The sequence below is a fragment of the Millisia brevis NBRC 105863 genome (genome assembly GCF_001552615.1).
Classification (GTDB): Bacteria; Actinomycetota; Actinomycetes; order Mycobacteriales; family Mycobacteriaceae; genus Millisia; species Millisia brevis.
Genome location: NZ_BCRN01000004.1, coordinates 59,560 through 80,991 on the forward strand (window position 1 = coordinate 59,560; position 21,432 = coordinate 80,991).

General features: G+C 69.7%; 17 protein-coding genes. 6 read left to right on the forward strand and 11 right to left on the reverse strand.

Annotated elements, in window-relative coordinates; translation table 11 throughout:
- Positions 1 to 163 precede the first annotated feature (163 nt).
- Positions 164 to 1,201, forward strand: coding sequence for a DUF6670 family protein (locus tag MB1_RS06905; protein WP_066905160.1), 1,038 nt, complete (start codon positions 164 to 166; stop codon positions 1,199 to 1,201).
- Between the two features lie 47 nt (positions 1,202 to 1,248).
- Positions 1,249 to 2,142, forward strand: coding sequence for a DMT family transporter (locus MB1_RS06910; protein WP_245650073.1), 894 nt, complete (start codon positions 1,249 to 1,251; stop codon positions 2,140 to 2,142).
- On the opposite strand, the gene MB1_RS06915 is transcribed toward MB1_RS06910, so the two are convergent.
- Positions 2,129 to 3,532 (reverse strand): NAD(P)/FAD-dependent oxidoreductase, encoded by a 1,404-nt coding sequence (locus tag MB1_RS06915; protein WP_245650074.1) that lies wholly within the window; start codon positions 3,530 to 3,532, stop codon positions 2,129 to 2,131. The two genes, MB1_RS06910 and MB1_RS06915, sit on opposite strands and share 14 nt — an antisense overlap.
- Before the next feature lie 257 nt (positions 3,533 to 3,789).
- Between MB1_RS06915 and MB1_RS06920 the strand changes: the two genes are divergently transcribed.
- A complete protein-coding gene (locus MB1_RS06920; RefSeq protein WP_066905163.1) occupies positions 3,790 to 5,316 on the forward strand; it encodes a high affinity choline transporter 1 in 1,527 nt (508 codons plus the stop codon).
- Here the strand turns inward: MB1_RS06920 and MB1_RS06925 are convergent.
- From MB1_RS06925 to MB1_RS06945, 5 genes are all read right to left on the reverse strand, one after another.
- Positions 5,283 to 5,990, reverse strand: a complete 708-nt coding sequence (locus MB1_RS06925; RefSeq protein WP_066905588.1) for a TetR/AcrR family transcriptional regulator — start codon at positions 5,988 to 5,990, stop codon at positions 5,283 to 5,285. The genes MB1_RS06920 and MB1_RS06925 overlap by 34 nt on opposite strands.
- Positions 5,991 to 6,140: 150 nt before the next feature.
- Positions 6,141 to 9,818: an urea carboxylase gene (gene uca, locus MB1_RS06930; protein WP_066905590.1), complete on the reverse strand. Its 3,678-nt coding sequence runs from the start codon at positions 9,816 to 9,818 to the stop codon at positions 6,141 to 6,143.
- An 8-nt stretch (positions 9,819 to 9,826) separates the two neighbouring features.
- Positions 9,827 to 10,537, reverse strand: coding sequence for an urea amidolyase associated protein UAAP2 (locus tag MB1_RS06935; RefSeq protein WP_066905164.1), 711 nt, complete (start codon positions 10,535 to 10,537; stop codon positions 9,827 to 9,829).
- Positions 10,531 to 11,262, reverse strand: coding sequence for an urea amidolyase associated protein UAAP1 (locus MB1_RS06940; RefSeq protein ID WP_245650075.1), 732 nt, complete (start codon positions 11,260 to 11,262; stop codon positions 10,531 to 10,533). The genes MB1_RS06935 and MB1_RS06940 overlap by 7 nt, the downstream gene beginning before the upstream one ends.
- A gap of 323 nt (positions 11,263 to 11,585) precedes the next feature.
- Positions 11,586 to 12,083: a MarR family winged helix-turn-helix transcriptional regulator gene (locus MB1_RS06945; RefSeq protein WP_066905168.1), complete on the reverse strand. Its 498-nt coding sequence runs from the start codon at positions 12,081 to 12,083 to the stop codon at positions 11,586 to 11,588.
- 170 nt (positions 12,084 to 12,253) lie between these two features.
- Here MB1_RS06945 and MB1_RS06950 point away from each other — a divergent pair, with 170 nt between their 5' ends.
- Entirely contained in the window at positions 12,254 to 12,703 is a 450-nt protein-coding gene (locus MB1_RS06950) for an anthrone oxygenase family protein (RefSeq protein WP_066905170.1), read from the forward strand.
- Positions 12,704 to 12,749: 46 nt separating this feature from the next.
- On the opposite strand, the gene MB1_RS06955 is transcribed toward MB1_RS06950, so the two are convergent.
- The 3 genes from MB1_RS06955 to arsM form a co-directional block, all read right to left on the reverse strand.
- Entirely contained in the window at positions 12,750 to 13,247 is a 498-nt protein-coding gene (locus tag MB1_RS06955; RefSeq protein WP_066905171.1) for a LysE family translocator, read from the reverse strand.
- 120 nt (positions 13,248 to 13,367) lie between these two features.
- A complete protein-coding gene (locus tag MB1_RS06960; protein ID WP_066905172.1) occupies positions 13,368 to 13,883 on the reverse strand; it encodes an Lrp/AsnC family transcriptional regulator in 516 nt (171 codons plus the stop codon).
- Positions 13,884 to 14,014: 131 nt separating this feature from the next.
- A complete protein-coding gene (arsM, locus tag MB1_RS06965; protein ID WP_066905173.1) occupies positions 14,015 to 14,740 on the reverse strand; it encodes an arsenite methyltransferase in 726 nt (241 codons plus the stop codon).
- A 109-nt stretch (positions 14,741 to 14,849) separates the two neighbouring features.
- Here arsM and MB1_RS06970 point away from each other — a divergent pair, with 109 nt between their 5' ends.
- The gene (locus MB1_RS06970) at positions 14,850 to 15,710 is read left to right on the forward strand and encodes a helix-turn-helix domain-containing GNAT family N-acetyltransferase (RefSeq protein ID WP_066905177.1); all 861 of its coding nucleotides are present in this window, start codon (positions 14,850 to 14,852) and stop codon (positions 15,708 to 15,710) included.
- Positions 15,711 to 15,728: 18 nt separating this feature from the next.
- Here MB1_RS06970 and MB1_RS06975 read toward each other — a convergent pair whose 3' ends face one another.
- On the reverse strand, positions 15,729 to 16,484 hold the full coding sequence (locus MB1_RS06975; RefSeq protein ID WP_084351104.1) for a beta-ketoacyl-ACP reductase: 756 nt from the start codon (positions 16,482 to 16,484) through the stop codon (positions 15,729 to 15,731).
- Between the two features lie 390 nt (positions 16,485 to 16,874).
- On the opposite strand from MB1_RS06975, the gene MB1_RS06980 reads away from it, so the two are divergent.
- Positions 16,875 to 20,381 (forward strand): indolepyruvate ferredoxin oxidoreductase family protein, encoded by a 3,507-nt coding sequence (locus MB1_RS06980; RefSeq protein ID WP_066905181.1) that lies wholly within the window; start codon positions 16,875 to 16,877, stop codon positions 20,379 to 20,381.
- A gap of 31 nt (positions 20,382 to 20,412) precedes the next feature.
- Here the strand turns inward: MB1_RS06980 and MB1_RS06985 are convergent, their stop codons facing one another.
- On the reverse strand, positions 20,413 to 21,432 hold the full coding sequence (locus tag MB1_RS06985) for a LacI family DNA-binding transcriptional regulator (protein WP_066905182.1): 1,020 nt from the start codon (positions 21,430 to 21,432) through the stop codon (positions 20,413 to 20,415).

The window sequence follows — 21,432 nt, forward strand, 5'->3', positions numbered from 1 at the left end:
GGAGAACGTCCACGGAAGTTGTGCAACCACAGCCGAATTCGACGGATTGTCCGGTGCCCTCGGGTCGCCGCCCGCGATCGAGCCTCTTGACGAGCGCCGATCGACGACTACCCTACCGATGAGTAATAAGAGCTTACCGGCGAGTAGGTTAGGGAGCGCGCAGATGGTTGCGGAGAGCATCAGGTCAACGCTGGATCGCGTGGTCGAATGGGGTGAGCCCGTCGTCAACCGTATCGACGCGATCAACGCGTTCCCCTACGACCCGCAGACGCCCCTACATCTGCAGCAGGACGGCTGGCAGGTGATCCACCACGGCGTGATGATTCCGAACCTCCCGGATCCCGTGCGCTTCTTCGACATCATCTCGGTGATGGGCACCTCGACCTCGATACCCGCCTTCTCCGTCCCGAGCCTGGTGCGGACCACGCGGCGCGATTCGGTCTGGTTGCTGGTGGGGTCGGCGGCTTCGCGGGACAACTTCGGAGTGCTCAGCAAGCAGGACGACTGCGAGTTCTCGGCCGACGGCGCGACCCTGAGCTACGGCAAGAAGCTCGAGATCCGGCAGAACGGCGACGAGATCGCGATCGAGGCGGCGGTGCCGGGGCTGACCGCCTCGCTCGTTCTGCGGCCCACGCCCGTCATCTCCCACTTCGCACATATCCCCGGTCTCTACGACCACTGGAGTCGGCTCTGCCGTTACGAGGGAACCTTCGACACCGACGCCGGTGAGCGCCTGGCCTGCTCCGGGCTGTGCACCTGGGAGTACGCGCGCGGACGCGACAACGTCCCGCTGCCGATCCTGCTGTTCACCTACCAGATCGTGAACATCTCGGACACCGTTCAGGTCCTGTTCGTCGAACTGCGCGGGCCGCTGGATCTGGTTATGCAACGATCGATCTACATTCGGGAACTGGGTGTCGACGGCACGGTCCTGCTGCGCCGCACCGTCACCCACGAGGTCACCGAAACGCTCGCCCCGCATCGGACCCCCGACGGCGTCGAGATGGTCCTGCCCCGGCGGTTCACCTGGGCGGGCCACGACGAGAACGGCGTCGAGATCGTCGCGATCGACGGCACGTGCAACGACGACTTCGCCTACGGCATGGCCGCCGGATTCGCCGGCAGCTACCGCTACGAGGGGCGGTACCGCGGTGCCGAGGTCACCGGGTGCGGGTATATCGAATGGATCGACCGGAGGTAGCTCGCGGGGCGTCCGGTCGCGATGGGAACATCATCGAGGAGGACGGTGTGGGTCTGTCGGTCGATCGGCGTGCCGCGCTCGCCGCGGCGGTGACCGTGGTGCTCTGGGCGTCGGCGTTCGTGTCCATCCGGGCGGCGGGGGAGTACCTCGAGCCCGGTCCGTTGGCGTTCGGCCGGCTGCTGTGCGCCGCGGTGGTCCTGGTGGCGATCTGGGCCATCCGCCGCGGCGGTCTGCCGGATCGGCGGGCCTGGCCGGGCATCGTGACCGCCGGGGTGCTCTGGTTCGGGGTGTACATGGTCGCCCTCAACTGGGGCGAACAACTGGTCGATGCCGGCACGGCGGCGCTATTGGTCAATATCGGGCCGATCCTGATCGCCCTGCTCGGCGGGTGGATTCTTGGGGAGGGTTTCGCCCCGCGCCTCTTCCTCGGTATCGCAGTCGCCTTCGCGGGGGTCGCGGTCGTCAGCCTGTCGACAGCCGGCGACTCGGGCGCGTCGGTCCGCGGCGTGCTGTTGTGCGTGGTCGCCGCCATCACCTACGCCATCGGTGTCGTCGCCCAGAAGCCGGCGTTGCGATATGCAACTCCGTTGCAGTTCACCACCTTTGCGGTGTTGATCGCCACGGTGCTCACCGCCCCCTTCGCGCCGCAGCTGATCTCCGAGCTCGGGTCGGCGCCGCCGGCGGCCGCGTTGAACGCCGCCTACCTCGGGATATTTCCCACCGCGATCGCCTTCATGACCTGGGCGTACGCGCTGCAACATACCGACGCCGGGAAACTGGGAGCGAGCACCTACGCGGTGCCTGCGTTGGTGGTCGCCATCTCGTGGGTGGTGCTGGGCGAGGTTCCGGGATGGCTGACCCTGATCGGCGGCGCGCTCTGCCTGCTCGGCGTGGCGATCTCGCGCAGCCGACCGTCCGCCGATCGCGTCAGCGGCCGCTGATCAGGTTGGCCACCCGGGCGATCGGCGCGGTTCGGCGGCGGCCGTTGAACTCCAACCGATCGGCCCACCCGTAGGCCCGGTACAGCCCGTGAATGCCGATCCACCGCAAGGGTTCCGGCTCCCAGGTGCGGGCGCGCTGGTCGACCCAGGGCAGGATGGTCAGGTCGCTGCGCTCGCCGAGGATCAGGTCGGTCAGCGTGCGGCCGGCCAGGTTGGTCGCGGTCACCCCGGTGCCGACATAGCCGCCGGCCCAACCGATTCCGGTGGATCGGTCGTAGCCGACGGTCGCCCGCCAGTTACGCGGTACGCCGAGCACCCCGCTCCAGCCGTGTGCGATCGGAACATCGGCGATCGCCGGGAACCAGGACACCAGGGTGGCTCGGAGTGCGGCGATCGTGCCGGCGTCGACGCTGCCGTCGTTGTCGGTACGCGAGCCGTAGCGGTAGGGATTGCCGCGTCCACCGATCGCGATGCGCCCGTCCTGCGTGATCTGGGAGTACGAGTAGACGTGGGAGAGGTCCTCGAGGGTGTCGGCGTGCTGCCAGCCGATCTGTTCGAGCGCGTCCTTCGGCAGCGGCTCGGTGATGATCATCGAGGAGTTCATCGGCACCCAGGTACGGTGCTCCCCGGCCAGGTCGGCGGTGAAGCCCTCGGTCGCCCGCACGATATGCCTGGCCCGCAGCCGGCCGCGGGCGGTGGTCGCCAGCCGCGGCTCGATCGCGGTGACCGCGGTGTCCTCGTGGATGCGCACCCCGAGGCGGCGCACCGTCTCGGCCAGACCCCGCACCAGCCGGGCCGGGTGGATGCGGGCACAGTGCGGTTCGTGGAAGCCGGCGAGGGTGCCGGCGATGTCGATCCGCTCGGCGGTCTCCGTCGCGGTGAGCAGCCTCCCGCCGATCTCGGGCCACCGCGCCGCCATCGCGGCGAGTTCCTCGGCCCGGTCGAGCTGGGCGGGGTTGCGCGCGACGAGCAGGGTGCCGCCCTTGCGGATGTGGGCGTCGATCCCCTCCCGCCCGGCGACCGCGATCACCTCGTCGACGGCGTCGTTCATGGTCAGCTGGAACCGGGAGACCAACTCGCGCGGAAAGAGGCGGGCGTAGGTGTCGAGACCGCCGGTGATCGCGGCCGACAGCCAGCCGCCGTTGCGCCCGGAGGCGCCGAAGCCGGCGAAACGCCGCTCGACCACCCGGATGTCGAGGGTCGGATCGGCCCGCGCGAGGTAGTAGGCCGCCCACAGACCGGTATAGCCGGCTCCGATGATCGCGACATCACATTCGTCATCGCCGTCGAGGCGATCGGTGGGCTCGGGGATTCCGATGTCGTTGTACCAGTGCGAGATCCCGCCGGAGAGCGGCTCCCGTTCGCCTGCGGACGCCACCTGCTCGGACACCTGCACCCCTCGTACGACTCGACCGCTTTGTCCACGTGGAGTCTACTGATGGCACCCGCCGGCGCGCCTGCCGTCGAGGTGTGACGAGCCGGGCATCACAACGAATTCGATGCCGCGCATCCGATTCGTCCGATTATGGCGAGCGTTAACGCAGACGTTGCAATTCGGCAAACGTTCACAACAATCCCGCCCCATCGTTGTTTCTATCAACTGACAGAAACCATCGGGGTCGACAGCGTCGACCTTCGGGAGGACCCATGATCATCTTCGGCGTCTCGGTCACGGTTGCCGTCGTGCTGCTCGTCGGCATCGTCGTGGCCCGCAAGATCGACGGAGACTCACAGAACTATCTGGTGGCCGGGCGCCGATTGGGTCTCCCACTGGTATTCGTGTCTCTGATCGGCGCGGCGGTCGACTCGAACGCGACCGTCGGCAATACCGACCTGACCTCCGACTTCGGCTTCTGGGCGGGTGCCTCACTGGCACTGGGCCTCGCGCTGTGTCTGTTCCTGTCCGGCCTGTTCTTCGCCAAGCCGCTCAACCGGATGCGGCTGTTCACCCTCGCCGACTTCTTCCGGATGCGCTACGGGCGCACCTCGGAGGTGACCGCGTCGTTCATCATGATCTTCGCGTTCACCATCCTGCTCGCGGGCAACCTGGTCGCCTGCGGATATCTGATGGACCGCTTCGCGAATATCCCCTACGCCGCCGGCGTGATCATCAGCGTGTTGCTGGTCGTCGCCTATACGATCGCCGGCGGCCTGTACTCCGACGCGTATACCTCGATGATTCAGGTGGTCATCACCGTCGCCGCGACGATCTCGCTGGTCTGGTGGGTCGCGAGCACCTACGGCATCGTCATCCCGGAGGGTATGGGCCCGTTCGACTTCGAGCAGCTCACCACCACCGAGGGCGGCGCCCCGATCAACTGGGCCACACTGATCTCGCTCGGCATCGGTGACCTGGTCGCCATCGACTTCATGCAGCGCATCTTCGGCGCCAAGTCGCCCGAGGTCGCCCGCCGGGCCTGCTTCAGCGCCGCCGCGTTGACCGCCTCGATCGGCACCTGCTTCGCGCTGGTCGCGCTGACCACCTCGTCGGTCCTCGGCCTCTCGCCGGAGAACGGTCCGGTGCTCTTCCAGTTGCTGGACGACTACGCCCCGCCGATGATCGCCCTGCTGGTGTTGTCCGGCATCATCGCCGCGTCCTTCTCGACCGCCTCCGGCGCGATCCTTGCGACCTCGGCGATCGCGGTGCGCAATATCTTCGGGGTGCGCCGGGTGCCCGGACCGCGCGAGGTGGTCGGCGCCGACCCGCTGCTGCGGTGGACCCGCCTGGCGATGGTTCCGGTGGTCGTCTGTGGCTCGTTCCTGGCGATCCAGGTGCACCAAACCGGCATCCTGTTGACGCTGGCGTTCGACATCATGCTCGCCTGCCTGGCGGCGCCGTTCATCTTCGGTGTCTACTGGCGTCGGCCCGGCCCGAGCGCCTATATCGCCGCCGCCGGAGTCGGTTTGGTGGTGCGCCTGACGTTCCTGGCCCTGACGCCGACGCTCTACGGGGTGGACAACAACATCTTCTACATCCCGAACTCGATCGTCGGCACGGGATTCGACGGCTGGGCCACCCTGGTGGCCGCGGTGATCGCCTTCTCGACCTTCGTGATCGTCGGACTGCTCAAGCCGCGCAACGGCAGCCATCACGACGAGGAGCGCACCGAGCGTCAGCGGCTCGACCTGGAGGATTCGTCCTACTCCGAGGACGAGGCCCCCGCACCGGCCTGATAACGACGCGCCTGGACCCCTGCGGCCTCGACGGTATGTCCGTCGAGGCCGCAGAGGCGTAAGCAGGACGCGGCGATGACGTCGGCATCGCGCTCGGGGGCGACGGTGCCATTGCGGCGCAACTGAATCACGATCTCGGCGGTCTGAATGAGCAGCTCTCCCAGGCGATCCCGGCCGACGGATGCCGCCACCTCCGGGGTGGCCGCACGCACGCCGAGGCGGCCGTAGGCATGCTGCAGCTCGCGTCGCTGATCGTGGAAGCGGGCGAAGGTGGGCGACTGCACATCGGGCAGCAGATAGAAGCTGCCGACATTGTGCGGGGTCAGCATCAGGGTGCGGACATCGACCAGCGCCAACAGGTACAACGCCGCGGCGGGCCCGAGTCGGCCGGTCGCCGCCTCCTCGATCGAGGTGACCTCGTCGAGGCTCGGGCGCACCGAGTTGGTCAGCAACTCGATGAGCATCTCGTCCTTGCCCGAGAAGTGGTAGTAGAGCGACGCCTGGCGGATCCCCACACGCTCGGCGATCGCCCGGGTGCTGGTGCCCGCGAAGCCGCGTTCGGCGAAGAGCTCGGCGGCCGCCTCGAGGATCTCGTCCCGAGGCTCCTGCCCCTCTCCGCCCGGCATGAGCCGTGGGCGTCCGGGGCGCGGTCCGCTGCGCTGGTCACTGGTCATCGCCATCCATGGTCCCACGTCGGGGCGATCGGCACCCGGAGGCCCGTACCGGTCGGCTCCGGTCCGCGGGACGCGGCCCCGCACCGACCGGCTCCCACCCGCACGAAGCGGCCCCGGACCGGTGAGGTCCGGGGCCGCTTCGGCGGTGCGCTATTGCGGTCGAACGGCGGCCAGGACCTGGCCCGGCGCAACCTGATCGCCCAGTTGGACGTAGATCTCGACGACGGTGCCCGCCTCGGAGACCGTCAGCGGGGTCTCCATCTTCATCGCCTCGAGCGCGAGGACCCGATCGCCCGCCGCCAGCGTGTCGCCCGGCGTGGCGCTGACCTGCCAGACGGTCGCGGTGAACGGGGCGGTCAACGCGATCGTCCCCTCGGGAACGGTCACCGTGTCCCCGGCGGGGGCGGGCGGTTCGTGATGCATGTCGAATTCGCCCGATTCACGCCACCGTTCGCGTTCGCGGGCGAACGCCTCCGACTGGGTCTGGCGGAATTGTTCGATCGAGTCGTGGTTCTCCGCGAGGAACCCCTGGTACTCCGATAGCGAGAACTCGCCGTCGACCGTCTCGAATGTTGCACGGCCGGCGTCATTTTCGGCGCGCAGCTCCAGTAGCTCGTCGGCGGACACCGGGTACCACTCGATCCGGTCGAAGAAGCGCAGCGACCACGGATGGTCGACGAACATTCCGCTGCGGCGGAACCGATTCCACACCTGGACGGTGCGGCCGACGAACTGGTAGCCGCCCGGACCCTCCATGCCGTAGACGCACAGGTATGCGCCGCCGATGCCCACGGAGTTCTCCGCGGTCCACGTCCGGGCCGGGTTGTACTTCGTGGTCACCAGGCGATGCCGCGGGTCGAGCGGCGTCGCCACCGGCGCGCCGAGGTAGACGTCACCGAGGCCCAGCACGAAGTAGCTGGCGTCGTAGACGATCCGTCGCACGTCCTCGACATCCTCGAGGCCGTTGACCCGTCGGATGAACTCGATATTCGACGGGGTCCACGGTGCGTCGGCGCGCACGCCGGCCATATACCGCTCGATCGCCAGCTTGGTCGCCGGATCGTCCCAGGACAGCGGCAGCCGCACGATCCGTGAGGGCACCGTCAGGTCCTTGGTCGCCCCGATGCTCGGCTCGAGTTCGGCCAACAAAGCCGCGACGTCCCGCGCGAGCAGGACGTCCGGATCGGTGCGCACCTGCAGCGAGCGGATACCCGGCGTCATCTCGACCACACCGGCCGGGGCGTGCTGTTCGAGCAGGGTCATCAACGCGTGTACCCGCATGCGCAGACCCAGATCGAGCGTCATCGGCCCGTACTCGACCAGGACGTTGTCATCCCCGTCGCGGCGGTAGGTCACCGACGGGTGGTCGTCGTCCGCGTCGAGTCGACCGAGCACACCGTCGTCGCCGTCACCCGGTCCGGTGACCGTCGGCGACGCGCAGCTCGCGGACAGCCCGCGCGCCTGCTTCTCGCCGACCGGTACGAACCGGATGGTGTCACCCGGCCGGACCTGGCCGATCTTCCACATCTCGCCGCTGGCGACCACCGCGGGGCAGACGAATCCGCCGAGGCTCGGCCCGTCCGGCCCCAGAATGATCGGGGTATCGCCGGTGAAGTCGATCGCGCCCACCGCGTAGGCGGTGTCGTGGATATTCGACGGATGCAGGCCGGCCTCGCCGCCGTCCGGCCGCGCCCACTGCGGGTGCGGACCGATCAGGCGCACGCCGGTGCGGGCCGAGTTGTGATGGACCGCGTAGTCGGTGGCGTAGAAGGTCTCGATGTCCTCCCGGGTGAAGAACTCCGGAGCCGCGTGCGGCCCCTCGGTGACACCGATCTGCCAGGCGTTGGTCATCGCCGGACGACGCTCCGCCGGGGTCGGCGTGCCGACCCGACCGAGCCGCGCGTCGGCGTCGGTGATCGCCGGATGTGCCGCATCGGAATCCGGGGACCCCGGGCGCAGCACATCGCCGGCCACCAGGGCGCGACCGGCGTGCCCGCCGAACTTGCCGAGCGTGAACGTCGAGGCGCTACCGAGGTAGAGCGGCACGTCGAAACCGCCGCGTACCGCCAGATAGGACCGCATGCCGGGGCCTTCGAGGACACCGATGCGCAGCGTCGCACCGGCGGGTACCTCGACCGGCTCCCACTGCGGGACCGGTTGCCCGTCGAGGTCGACGGTCACCGGGGCACCCGTTACCGCGACGACCCAACTGCTGGAGAAGGTGAGGGTCGGTCCGGTGGCGGTGATCTCCAGGCCGGGCGCCCCTTCCGGGTTGCCGACCAGCAGATTCGCCTCGCGCAGCGAGATCGGGTCGAACGGGCCGCTCGGCGGGACACCGACGTGCCACAGGCCGACCCGGCCCGGCAGATCCTGCACGGTGGTCATCAGGCCGGGCGCGACGACGTCGATGCGCGGATCGGGATCGGACAACCCCGCCGGCGTCGAGGTCGAATGCCGGGCCGCGACGAAGTCGTCGAGCTCGGTCAGACCGATCAACGATCCGAGGTTGGTCACCACGCCGTCGACCCGGCTGACCTGCAGGCCGGCGCGCAGGGTGTCGAGCGCATCGGCCCGGGTGGGACCGGAGGCGATCACCTTGGCGAGCATCGGGTCGTAGAAGGGGGAGACCTCGGAGCCGGTTTCGACCCAGCCGTCGACGCGCACGCCGGGGATCGGGTCGGCGCCCTGACCGGGGAAGACCGCGTTGGTCACCAGGCCGGGGCTCGGCGCCCCGCCCTTGCCCGGATCCTCGGCGTAGACGCGCGCCTCGACCGCGAAGCCGGACGGCTCGAAGGTGCGGGTGAACACCTCGGGATCGACACCGTCGGCGCCGTCGCGGCCCAGCCGCAGCATCAGCTCGACGAGGTCGACGTCGTACACCTCCTCGGTGACCGGGTGTTCCACCTGCAGGCGGGTGTTGACCTCGAGGAAGTACGCCTCCTGCCGGACCGGGTCGTAGATGAACTCGACCGTTCCGGCGCTGCGGTAGTCGACCTCCGCGGCCAGCTTGACCGCGCTCGCGTGCAGCTGTTCGCGCACGGCCGGCGGCAGATCCGGGGCCGGTGCCTCCTCGATGATCTTCTGGTTGCGTCGCTGCAGGGAGCAGTCGCGGTCGCCGATGACGGCGACCCGACCGGCGCCGTCGCCGAAGACCTGCACCTCGACGTGCCGCGCCGGGCGCACGAGCCGCTCGAGGAACATGCCGCTCGAGTCGAAGCTGGCCCGCGCCACCCGGTCGACCTGTTCGTAGGCGTCCCGCAGCTGATCGGCATCGGCGCAGGCCTGCATACCGATGCCGCCGCCACCGCCGGTCGCCTTGAGCATGACCGGATAGCCGATCCGGTCGGCCTCGGCGACCGCCTCGTCCAGGCTGCCGAGCAGCTGCGATCCGGGGACCAGGGGGACCCCGGCCGACTCGGCCAGCGCCCGGGCGGTGTGCTTCTCGCCGAACGCCTCGATCTGCGCGGTCGACGGTCCGACGAAGCCGATCCCGGCCGCTTCGACCGCCCGCACGAAGGGGACGCTCTCGGAGAGGAATCCGTAGCCGGGGTGGATCAGTGTCGCGCCGGTCTCCTCGGCCGCGGCGAGGATGCGGTCGATGTCGAGATAGGACTCGCGCGGCGCGGCGGGGCCGAGCCGCACCGCGACGTCGGCCTCCCGTACGTGCGGCGCGGCCCGGTCGGCGTCGGAATAGACCGCGACGGTGCGCATCCCGAGCGCCTTCGCCGATCGGATGATCCGGCGGGCGATCTCGCCGCGGTTGGCGATCAGGACGGTCCCGTTGGGGGCGTCGGAAACGGGCTCGGGTGCGGCCCCGTTGACCGTGATGGACTCGGTCACCGGCTCGTCTCCGGGGTGACGACGACCATCCGCAGCGGGGTGCAGTTGAAGGCGTTGCAGGGGTTGTTCATCTGCGGACAGTTGGACACGATCACCAGCACATCGCGCTCGGCCCGCACGGCAACCCGCTTGCCGGGCGCCGACATTCCGTCGACGATGCCGAGCGTGCCGTCGGCCTCGACCGGAACGTTCATGAACCAGTTGAGGTTCGAGACCAGGTCCCGCGTCCCCAGGCCGTGCTTGCCCGCCTCGTGCAGGAAGTTCTCCCGGCAGCCGTGCTGGAACTCGGTGTGATAGCCGTAGCGCAGGGTGTTCGACTCCTTGCTGCAGGCGCCGCCGATGGTGTCCTGCCGGGGGATCTCGTTGACCACCACCGTCATCAGCGGGTTGCCGAGGTTGGACCGCAGCACCGTGCCGGTGTCGACGTAGACGTTGCGCTGCCAGGCGATCGTGTCCGGAACGCTGTAGCGCTCATCGTGATCGGTCGCGTCGTAGATCAGGCAGTCGGCCGACTGGTTGCCGCCGACGTCGATGATCGTCAGCACGTCGCCCGCGGCGACATAGGCCGACCACGACGCCAGCGGAGCGACCGTCTCATCGAGCACGGTCGTGCCCGGGACGGCCGACTGCGACCAGTCGAGCGGGCTGTCGGGTGCGTAGACCGCACCGACGGGGACGGTGGAGGTCACTCCGGTCTTGTTCACCATGACGATCCTCCGGTCAATCCCGCCGCCGCGGCGTAGCCGATGCTGTTGAGGTAGGCCCGTTCGACCTCCGGCGTCGCCGAGAAGCGCTCGTCGGCAGCCGATGTGGGCGCGCCGCGCCAGGTGTGCACGCGCAGTGGCCCGACGACGTAGTCGTCGCGCGGGTCGATCGGATGGGGCACGTTGGCCACCAACACGATCAGCGGCAGTTCCGCGATCAGGGTGACGTGGGTGCCGGCGCCGGCCGAACCGGAGAAGGTGGTCGACCCGTCGGATTCGACACGCACGCCCTGGAAGAAGGACACCGCGGGGGGCAGATCCCGACCGGTGAGGCCGTGCTTGGTGGCCGCCTTGAGCAGCAGTCCACGACCGGAGGGGGTGGGTCCCTCGGGCAGGTGGCCGCCGTACTTGTTGTCGTTGGCGGCGTTCGAGGATGTGCCGCAGAAGGTGTCGTGATGGCTCGAGGTGTCCTCGACGATGCTCGCGAGCACCCGGCCGTCGCCGGAGAGCAGCGGATGCCCGACGCCGAGGTAGCCCTGCCACGGAATCTTCACCGTGTCGGCCACATTGAGCCGTTCCCAGGGGGCGATGGCGTTGTAGAGCAGCACATTCGCGCAGGCGTCACCGGTCGGATCGTCGAAGCGCAGGCGGGTGCCGATCGCGATCCGCAGATGGGTATAGCCGCCCGGGGCAACGGTTTCCGCTGAGGTCAGCTCGGAAGGGTCCACACCGTTCGGTACGAACGGCGATGTCGACGCCGGTCGATAGGGCATGTAGTCCGACTGGATGCCGGCTCTCGAACGCGCATCGGCGCGTGCCCGGAGCACGGTGTCGGTGAGATGTTCTGGGGCAGTCATAACGGTCTTTCGAGAGCGTCAGGCCGTGGGCTGCGGTCCGGTTGACCGGCGTCTCCATCCATACCTGTCAAGCGACAGAAATTGGTGACAACAGGTATAGCACGGCGAGTGGCGGGCGGCGAGTCGAAGCAAATCCGAGGGTATCGGCTCCGTCGGCGTCCGGCACGGTGACGATTCGGAACGCCCGCCCGCGGTCAGCGCGGGTAGGTTTCCACAAACGCCGGCAGGCTCGGGCCGCAGCGCAGGACGGCCTCGCGGAATCCGGCGGGGAGCTCGGCGAAGTAGGCGTCCTCGGCGGCGTCGACGGCGGCTACGGCGGCGATGACCGTGTCGTGGCCGAAATCGGTTGGGGCGACCAGACGGGCGCGTGTATCGGTCGGATGGGGGGTGCGGCTGATCAGCTCCGCGGCCTCGAGCTTGCGCAGTACCTGCGAGGCGAGCTGCGGTTCGATCCCGGCGCGGCGGGCGATGTCGATCTGGCTGCACGGGCCCGAGGTGCTCGCCAGCCAGGCGAGCGTCGACAGCACGATGAATTGGGTATGGGTCAGCCCGAGGGGTGCGAGCGCGGCCGAGGTTCGGCGCTGCCAGATGGCGGTCAGATGCCAGAGCACGAAGCCGGGGCGGTGGATCAGCGGATCCGGCGGGACGGCGGTCGGACGGTCGCCGGTTGAGGGTACGGGGACGTCGGTCATGGCTCTCCCGGGCTCGGCGCGCGGGCGTCGGTCTCGGCCCGGCTGCATTCACGGATAGTCGCAGATGCGTTTGTCGCGCCGTTGATCATATGGCGGATGTCGAGCTAGTCTGGGAAGATAGTCGCATATGCGATAATCAATCAGGCGATCGAATGTCTCGAGGGGGATACGTGATCGACGATGCTCTCCGGTTCGCCGCGCTCGTGATCGTCGGCTTCACCGCCTGCGCCGAGTTCGGGTCCTACGCCTTCGTGCACCCGGTGATCCGGCGACTTCCGCAGCGCGAACATGTGCTGGTCGAGCAGGGGCTGTTGGGCACCTTCGGCCGCGTGATGCCTGCGCTGATGACGGCGTCGATGGTGCTCGCCGTCGTCGTCGCGTCCTCGGGCGCGGCCGCGCCCGGCTGGGGGTGGGCGGCGGCCGGCGCGTTGACGGCGGCGGTGGTCTCGACGCTGGTTGTCAACGTCCCGATCAACCGCGCGACCGGCGGGTGGGATGCGTCCGCGCCGCCGGATGACTGGAAGCGGACCCGCAACCGCTGGGAGCGCTTCCAGGGCGTGCGGTCCTGGTTGCTGCTGATCGGATTTGTCGCCCTGTCCGGAGCTGTGGTGGCGGCCTGATCGGGGACCGGAAGCCGCGCCTGCCGCGGCTTCGGGGCCCGGGTCGTCAGGCTCGGGCGGAGTCGGTGGCCAAGCGCAGACCGAAGCCCAGCAGGATCACCCCGGCGGTGGCGTCGAGAGCGCGGCGCACCGTCCTGCGCACCAGATAGGTGCGCACGGTGGCGACCATGGCGGCCACCGCGGCCGGCCACATCAGGCCGAGCAGCGGCAACATCAGCGCATGCGCCAACCACACCGTCACCGGCGCATCGGGTGCGACGAACTGGGGGAGCAGGGCCAGGAAGAAGGCGAACATCTTCGGATTGGTGATGTTGCACAGGAACCCTTGACGAAAACCGCGCGCCCTCCCGGACCCGGCCGCCGCGACGTCGGGTACCGGTGCTCCACGCCGGGCCGACCGCAGCGATTGCAGGCCCAACCACGCCAGATAGGCAACGCCCAACCATTTCAGGGTCAGGAAGATCGGCTGCGACGAGACGATGATCGCCCCGATGCCGAACGAGGTCGCCGTCGCCTGTACCACGGCGGCGGAACTGACGCCCACGCCGGTCTACAGCCCCGACAGTCGGCCGGAGGCAACGGCATTGCGAATCAGCAACATGGTGTCGGCGCCGGGGGTCGCCACCACCAGCACGAACGCTGCGGTCACCGGCCGAAGATTCGCCTACCGGACCGCGCTGGGCGGCGGCGGCGTGGAGCGGCCCCACCCGGCGTCGCGGGTGAAGTGATCCAGCAGCGGCTGTACCCGGTAGTTGAGCGGACTGGTCAGCACGATCGTGGTGACCGAGTGCGTCACCCCCGGGGTGTCCAGGACCCGTTCGACCACCGACTGCAGGTGGGCGTGGGTATCGGTCGCCACGCGGACCAGCAGATCCTCCCGGCCGGTGGTCGTGTGGATCTCGAGCACCGCGGGGATCGCGGTCAGGGTGTTGATGATCTCCTGCAGCCGCGACTGTTCGAGTTCGACGGCGATGTACGCCTGCACGTCCAGGCCGGCGGCGGCCAGATCGACATCGGGACGGTAGCCGCGCACCAGGCCGGTGTCCTCGAGCTTGCGCAGGCGGGCGGCGATCGTATTGCGCGCCACCCCCAACGCGGACGCGAGTTCGACGACCCCCGTGCGGGCATCCTGCGCCAGGCGTCCGAGCAGCAACGCGTCGAGCTTGTCGATCTTGCGCATTCCACCTCCGATGTGACCGCTGTCACTATTCGACCACATCGTGCAGGTATCCAGGCGGAATGTGAGCGTTCGGCCGTTCCCGTGCCGGCCGGGTACCTCGGAGCGCCTCGCCCGGGGGTGCGGGGCGGGTGTCAGCGCCGGGCGCGCACGATCGCGGCGTGCATGCCGTCGGCGACCGCGTGGGTGAACTCGACGGTGATGTCGGTGAAGCCGACCGCGGCGAGCAGCTCCCGATACTCCGACTCGCTCAGCGCGCCGGCCACGCAGCCGACCAGCGAGCCGCGCGCGGCGCGGTCGTCCGGGCCGAGGTGATCCTCGGCGACGACGTCCGAGATGCCGATGCGGCCGCCGGGGCGCAACAGGCGCGCCAGCTCGGCGGCGACGGCCGGCTTGTCCTCGGAGAGGTTGACCACGCAGTTGGAGATGATCACGTCGACGGCGGCGTCCGGCAGGGGGACGCTCTCGATCATGCCGCGCAGGAACTCCACGTTCTCGACGCCGGCGCGGGCCGCGTTCTCGCGGGCGAGGTCGAGCATCTCGTCCAGCGCGTCCACCCCGTAGACCCGTCCGGTCGGCCCGACCCGCTGCGCCGACAGGATCACGTCCAGCCCGCCGCCCGAGCCGAGATCGAGGACGGTCTCGCCCTCGGCGAGGTCCGCGACGGCGGTGGGGTTGCCGCAGCCGAGGCTCGCGAGTCCGGCGGCATCCGGGGCGACGCCGACCGCGGCGCTCGGATAGAGCGAGGCGCCGAACAGTCCGGTCTCGGCGGGCGCGCAACAGGACGCGCCGGATCGGGCGGTGGCGGCCGCTCGGCTGTAGGCCTCGCGAATGTCGGCGCGCAGGTTCGGTTCGGTCATGGCTGCCCCCGGGGGATGTCGACGAACGGATGAGTATCGATAGGCGTCGATAAATATATCGACAATCATCGATGCTGTCAGCATCGAAAGGTATCGATAAAGTGAACCGATGAGCATCTCCACGGGGACCGACGACGGGATCGCAGGCGCCGAGGGGGAGCGGCTCGCCGGCGAGACCGCCGATCGGTGGGCGTTGTGGTTCGCCTGCCTGTCCGACCCGACCCGGCTGCGGCTGCTGCACTGCGTGGCCCGACATCCCCGGGGCATCGCGGTCGGCGAGGCGGCGCGGGAGGTCGGCGTCGGACAGCCGACGGTGTCGCATCACCTGCGCAAGCTGGTCGAGGTGGGGTTCGTATCGGTCCGCAAGCGCGGGACGAGCTCGGTGGTCCTGATCAATCCGCTCTGCTGCACCGAACTACCGCAGGCGGCGGACGTCGTCATGGGAGCGGCCGGACCGCGGCCCTGCTGTCCGTCCGATATCCCCGCGGACGTACGGGTGCGCGCGATGGCCGACACGGACGGCGAGGCGGTGCGCGCGATCTACGCCGACGGCATCGCGACGGGTGTGGCGACCTTCGAGACCGAGGTGCCCCCGTGGTCGACGCTGCGGGCGCGCTGGTTGGCCGACCATCTGTGGGTGGCCGAGGTCGGCGGCGCGGTGGCGGGCTGGGCCACACTGGCGCCGGTGTCGTCGCGCGACTGCTACCGCGGCGTCGCGGAGAGCTCGCTCTACGTCGCCGCTGCGGCGCGCGGTCGCGGGGTGGGACGGGCCTTGCTGCGCACCCAGGTGATGGCCGCCGATACCGCCGACCTCTGGACGGTGCAGGCGGCGATCCTGCCCGAGAACCGCACCTCGATCGGGCTGTACCACTCGGGCGGATTCCGCACGGTCGGCGTGCGCGAACGCCTCGGTCGGCTGCACGGCCGGTGGCGCGACGTCGTCCTGCTCGAACGCCGCGCCCAGCCGTGACAGCCGCCGATCGTCGTCCTACATGTCCATGCCGCCGTTGACCGACACGACCGAACCGGTGATGAAGCCGGCGTCGTCGTCGGCCAGGAACGACACCGCCCGGGCGATCTCCGAGGCCTCGCCGAGCCGGCCGACCGGGATGCGCGAGAGGATCTTCTCCATCGCCGCCTCCGGGACCGCCTTGACCATGTCGGTCGCGATGTAGCCGGGGGCGACGCAGTTGACGGTGATGCCCTTGTTCGCGGTCTCGCGGGCGAGCGACTGGCTGAAGCCGAAGAGGCCCGCCTTGGAAGCGGCGTAGTTGACCTGGCCGATATTGCCGGTCTGGCCGATCACCGAGCTGATGTTGACGATCCGGCCGAAGCCGCGGTCGATCATGTGCTCGAGCACCGACTTGCTCATGTAGAACGCGCCGGACAGGTTGATCCGCAGCACCGCGTGCCAGTCGTCGACCGACATCCGACGCATCGTCTTGTCGACCGTGACGCCGGCGTTGTTGACCAGGACATCGACCCGCCCGCTGCGATCGAGAACCTCGGCGACCACGCGATCGCAGTCCTCGGGGGAGCCGACATTGCCCTGGGCGATCGATACGGTCAGTCCCTCGGCGTTGAGCTTGGCGGCGAGTTCCTCCGCCGCCGAGGAGCTCGAGGAGTACCCGGCGACCACGTGGTAGCCGCCTCGGGCGAGTTCGGTGGTGATCGCGGCTCCGATCCCTCGCGCTCCACCGGTGACGATCGCTACTCGTTGTTCGGATGTTGTCGGCGCAGTCATGACGGTCCCCTCCGTTGCTCGTGGCATGTCTCGATGCGATCGCGGGCGAGGTGCCGCGGCGCGCAGCCAGAGTGTGGTTGATCACACTCTGCCATTAAGTGTGGCTGTGGTCGCGCCGGAGCGGGGAGTTATCACCGGGCGCTGACCAACCGGCGGGGCCGGCGCCCTCCATTGTGCCGGGAGTGAGGGTGTAGACCGGGCGTTCGCGTTGTGGTACCGGTCACGATCCGATCACCTCGCCGGGCGCCTCGTTTGTCGGCTGCCGCGCGAGGGGCGACGTGATGCGCGACATGCTCAGTCGGACGTGTGCCTGCCATCACAACATGTGCGGCCCGCGCAGTTGTGGGCCAATGAATTGAACCCGCCGTTCCGGCACGGGACTCTGAAGGCATGACGACGCTCAATGACGGTGTGCGCCACCAGCGGGAAGCCGTCCTCGGCGAGCGGTACCGACCCGGATCCGGGCCGGTATTGCTGACCGGAGTACAGGCGATCGCCCGACTGCTGGCCGAACAGCACGAACGGGATCGCCGCGCCGGCACCAGGACCGCGACGTTCGTATCCGGCTACCAGGGCAGCCCCCTCGGTGGTCTCGACCGGATGCTCGCCGACCTTCCCGAACTGCGCACCGACCACGATGTCCACCTCCAACCCGGTATGAACGAGGAGTTGGGTGCCACCGCCGTATGGGGCAGCCAACTCGAGCTGCCCTCCGGGGCGCGCACCCACGACGGCGTGATCGGGGTCTGGTACGGCAAGGGCCCCGGCCTCGACCGCGCCACCGACAGCCTCCGCCACGCCGCGATGTACGGCGCCCACCCCAAGGGCGGCGCGCTGATCCTGGTGGGCGACGACCCGGCCGCCAAGTCCTCGACGATCCCCGCCGCCTCCGAGAAGGCCCTGGCGGCGATGAACATGCCGATCGTGTTCCCGCGCAACGCCGATGAGGTCATCCGCTTCGGCATGTATGCGATCGAACTGTCCCGCCTCTCCGGCTGCTTCGTCGGCATGAAGATCGTCGCGGACGTCGCCGACGGGCTGTGGACCTTCGCCCGCGACCTGTCCGACTTCACCGTCGAGGTGCCGAGCATCACCTGGCAGGGCCGGCCCTGGACCTACCGGCAGCGGATCTGCTCCTCGCCGCCGGACAGCCTGCTCGCCGAGGCGGACCTCTACGGCCCGCGCTGGATGATGGTCGAGGCGTTCAACGCCGCCAACCCCTTCGACACCGTGGAGGTCGATCCGCCGCACGCGACGGTCGGCATCGTGGCGGTCGGCACCGGCTACGACAGCACCCGCCAGGCCCTCACCGACCTCGGCGTCGGCGAGTCGGAACTGCTGGACAACGGGATTCGGGTGCTGCGGGTCGGCATGCCCTTCCCACTGGGCGCCGATACCGTGCGGCGCTTCGCCGAGGGGCTCGACACGATCCTCGTCGTCGAGGACAAGACCCCGTTCGTCGAGCAGCAGCTCAAGGAGATCCTCTACGGCACCCCCGACGCCCCCGCGGTGCTCGGCAAGCGGGATCGGCGCGGACGCGCCCTGGTACCGATCGACGGCGAGTTGACCGCCGCCCGGCTGCGCGGCCCGCTGCGCCGCTACCTCGGCGACCGGATGACCCTCGCGCCGGCCGGCCCCGCGCAGATCGACCTCGGTGTCCTGCCGGTCAAGCGCTCGGCGTACTTCTGCTCGGGCTGCCCGCACAACCGGTCCACCGCGGTGCCGGACGGCTCGCTCGCCGGCGGCGGCATCGGCTGCCACACGATGGTCACGATGTCCCCGCGCACCGACTCGCAGGTCGTCGGCATCACCCAGATGGGTGGTGAGGGCGCCCAGTGGATCGGGCAGGCGCCGTTCACCGACGTCGACCACATCTTCCAGAACATCGGCGACGGAACGTATTTCCACTCCGGCCAGCTCGCGGTGCAGGCCGCCGTCGCCGCCGGGGTCAACATCACCTACAAGATCCTCTACAACTCCGCCGTCGCGATGACCGGCGCCCAGCACGCCGAGGCAGCCCTCTCGGTGCCGCAGTTGACCCACAAACTGCGCGACGAGGGCGTCGGGCGCATCATCGTCTGCTCCGACGAACCGGGCCGCCATCGCCGATCGGCCTACGCCCACGGGGTGACCGTCTGGGATCGCGACCGCCTGGACGAGGCCCAGCGCATCCTGCGCACCGAACCCGGCGTGACCGCACTGATCTACGACCAGCCCTGCGCGGCGGACAAGCGCCGCAAGCGCAAGCGCGGCCAGGTCCCCGAGGCGACCACGAAGGTGGTCATCAACGAGGCGGTCTGCGAGGGCTGCGGCGACTGCGGCGTCAAGAGCAACTGCCTGTCGGTGCAGCCGATCGCCACCGAATTCGGCACCAAGACCCGCATCGACCAGACCTCCTGCAATACCGACTACAGCTGCCTCGACGGCACCTGCCCGGCCTTCGTGACCGTCACCGTCGGCGAGGAGAAGCCGAAGCGGCGCACCGCTCCCCGGGCCCCCGAGGTCGACGAACCGTCGCTGCGGCCGATCGTCGGGCTGCACAACACCTTCCTGGCCGGCATCGGTGGCACCGGCATCGTCACCGTCAATCAGATTCTCGGTATGGCGGCGCTGCGCTCCGGCCTGCACGTCGACGGGCTCGATCAGACCGGTCTGAGCCAGAAGGCTGGTCCGGTCACCTCGCATCTGCGGCTGAGTCCGACCGACACCGGCGCGTCCAACCGGATCGGCCCGAACAGCGCGGACTGCGTGCTCGCCTTCGACATGTTGACCGCGGCCGACAGCCGCTACGTCGATTTCGGGCGACCCGGCCACACGATCACGGTCGCGTCGACGGGGCAGACCCCCACCGGTCCGATGGTCTACGACCGGTCGATCGCCTACCCGGCCACCGACAGTCTGGCCGACCGGTTGCGGGCGCGCTGCGACACGTTGGTCGGCTTCGATGCCCTCGGCGCGGCCGAGGCGCTCTTCGGGGCGACCGCGGCGGCGAACTTCCTACTGGTCGGCGCCGCCTACCAGGCCGGCGGCCTGCCGATCCCGCGTGCGGCGATCCTCGAGGCGATCGCGCTCAACGGCGTTGCGGTGGCGGCCAATACGTCCGCCTTCGAGTGGGGCCGCGTCGCGGTCGCCGATCCGGATGCCTTCCGTGCTGCGGTCGTCGGCGCCGAGGAGCCCGCCGGAGCGGCTCGGACGGTCACCGTCGCGCCGGCCGCCCTGCTCGCCGGCCGCCGGCTGCCGGAGGCGGTCCGAGCGATCGCCGAGCGGCGGGCCGGTGAACTGGTCGGCTACCAGGACGAGCGGGTGGCCGCCGGCTACCTCGCGACCGTGGAGGCGGTCGCCGACGCGGAGGCCCGCAGTGGCACCGGCCGCACCGAATTCTCGGAAGCGGTTGCCCGCCTGCTGTTCACGGTGACCGCCTACAAGGACGAGTACGAGGTCGCCCGGCTGCTCACCGATCCGGCGTTTGCCGCGCACCTCGACCGCGAGGTGCCGCAGGGCGGTGCGCACCGCTTCATGTTGCAGCCGCCGACGCTGGCGAAGTTGGGCCGTCGCAAGAAGATCGCCTTCGGTCCGGCGTCTCACGGCGTGCTGCGAAATCTGGCACACGGCAAGCGGCTTCGCGGGACACGGCTCGACCCCTTCGGCCGCACCCCGATGCGCGCCCTGGAGCGGACCCTGCGCGATCACTACCGTCTGATCGTGCTCGAGGCCGCGCGCGATCTGACCGCGGAGAGCTACGACCGCGCGGTGCGGATCGCGGAGGCGGTCGAGGTGGTCAAGGGCTACGAGGAGGTCAAGCTGCGCAATGTGGACACCTACCTCGGCCGGTTGAACGAACTCGGCATCGATGCCGCCGGGCTGCGAGAGGCGTTGCGCGCCAACCACGTGTCCTGAGGGCATCGGTCGGCGTCCGGTTGGCGAGGGGTCAGCCGGGCGCCGGTCCGGAGCTGCCGCGCACCACCAGTCGGGGGGCGAATCGGCGGACCCCGGGGGAGGCGCCGGCGCGAGTCGCCTCCAACAGATAGCCGACGGCGGCCTCGACGACCGCGGCATCGTCCCAGTCGACGGTGGTCAGGCCGGGGCCGGTCAGATCGCCCGGGGTGACGTTCTCGTAGCCGACGACGGTCAGGTCCCCCGGCACGCTCAGCCCGAGGGTTCGGGCGGCGCGCAGCGCGCCGAAGGCGAACGAGTCGGAGAAACAGAAGATCGCGGTCACGGGATCGTGGCCCGCCCGCGCGGCGCGCAGCGCCTCGGTCAGGTGGCCGGTGGTGGTCGCCGGGTCGGCGGTCGGCGGCGGGGTATGCACCACGGTGATCGCCATCCCGCGCCGGCGGGCCTCGGCGGCGACCAATAGTTCCGCCGGGCGATCGAGGGTGGTGGGTCGGGTCGGTACGGCTACCGCGATCGATCGGTGGCCGAGGGCGCCGAGATGGTCGAGGACGAGGGTGACGCCCGCCGGATTGTCGAAGACCATCGCGCCCGCGGACGGCGCGTGCCCCAGTCGATCGCCCAGGGCGAGCACCGGCAGGGTGCGGGCGGCCTGCTCCCAGATATCGGACATCGGATCGAGCGGCGTGACCAGCAAGCCGTCGGGGCGCTGGGTGAGCAGCTGCCGCAGGATCGCCTCCTCGCGCTCCGGATTGCCGTCCGCGTCCGCGACGACGACATAGCGATCCCGGGCGTTGAGGGCCCGGGAGAGTTCGCCGACCAACGACTGCTGCCACAGATCCCGGGTGGAGCCGCAGAGCACCGCGATGGTGCGGGAGCGGCCTCGGGCCAGCGCGGACGCGATCGGATCGATCTGATAGCCCAGGTCGGCCGCCGCCGCGCGGACCCGATCGACGGTGTCCGCGGAGCCCCGCTCGCCGCGCAGGGCGTAGGACACCGTCGCCGGCGCCAAACCCACGGCGTCGGCGACGTCCTGCAGCGTCGGACGCTTCGGCAC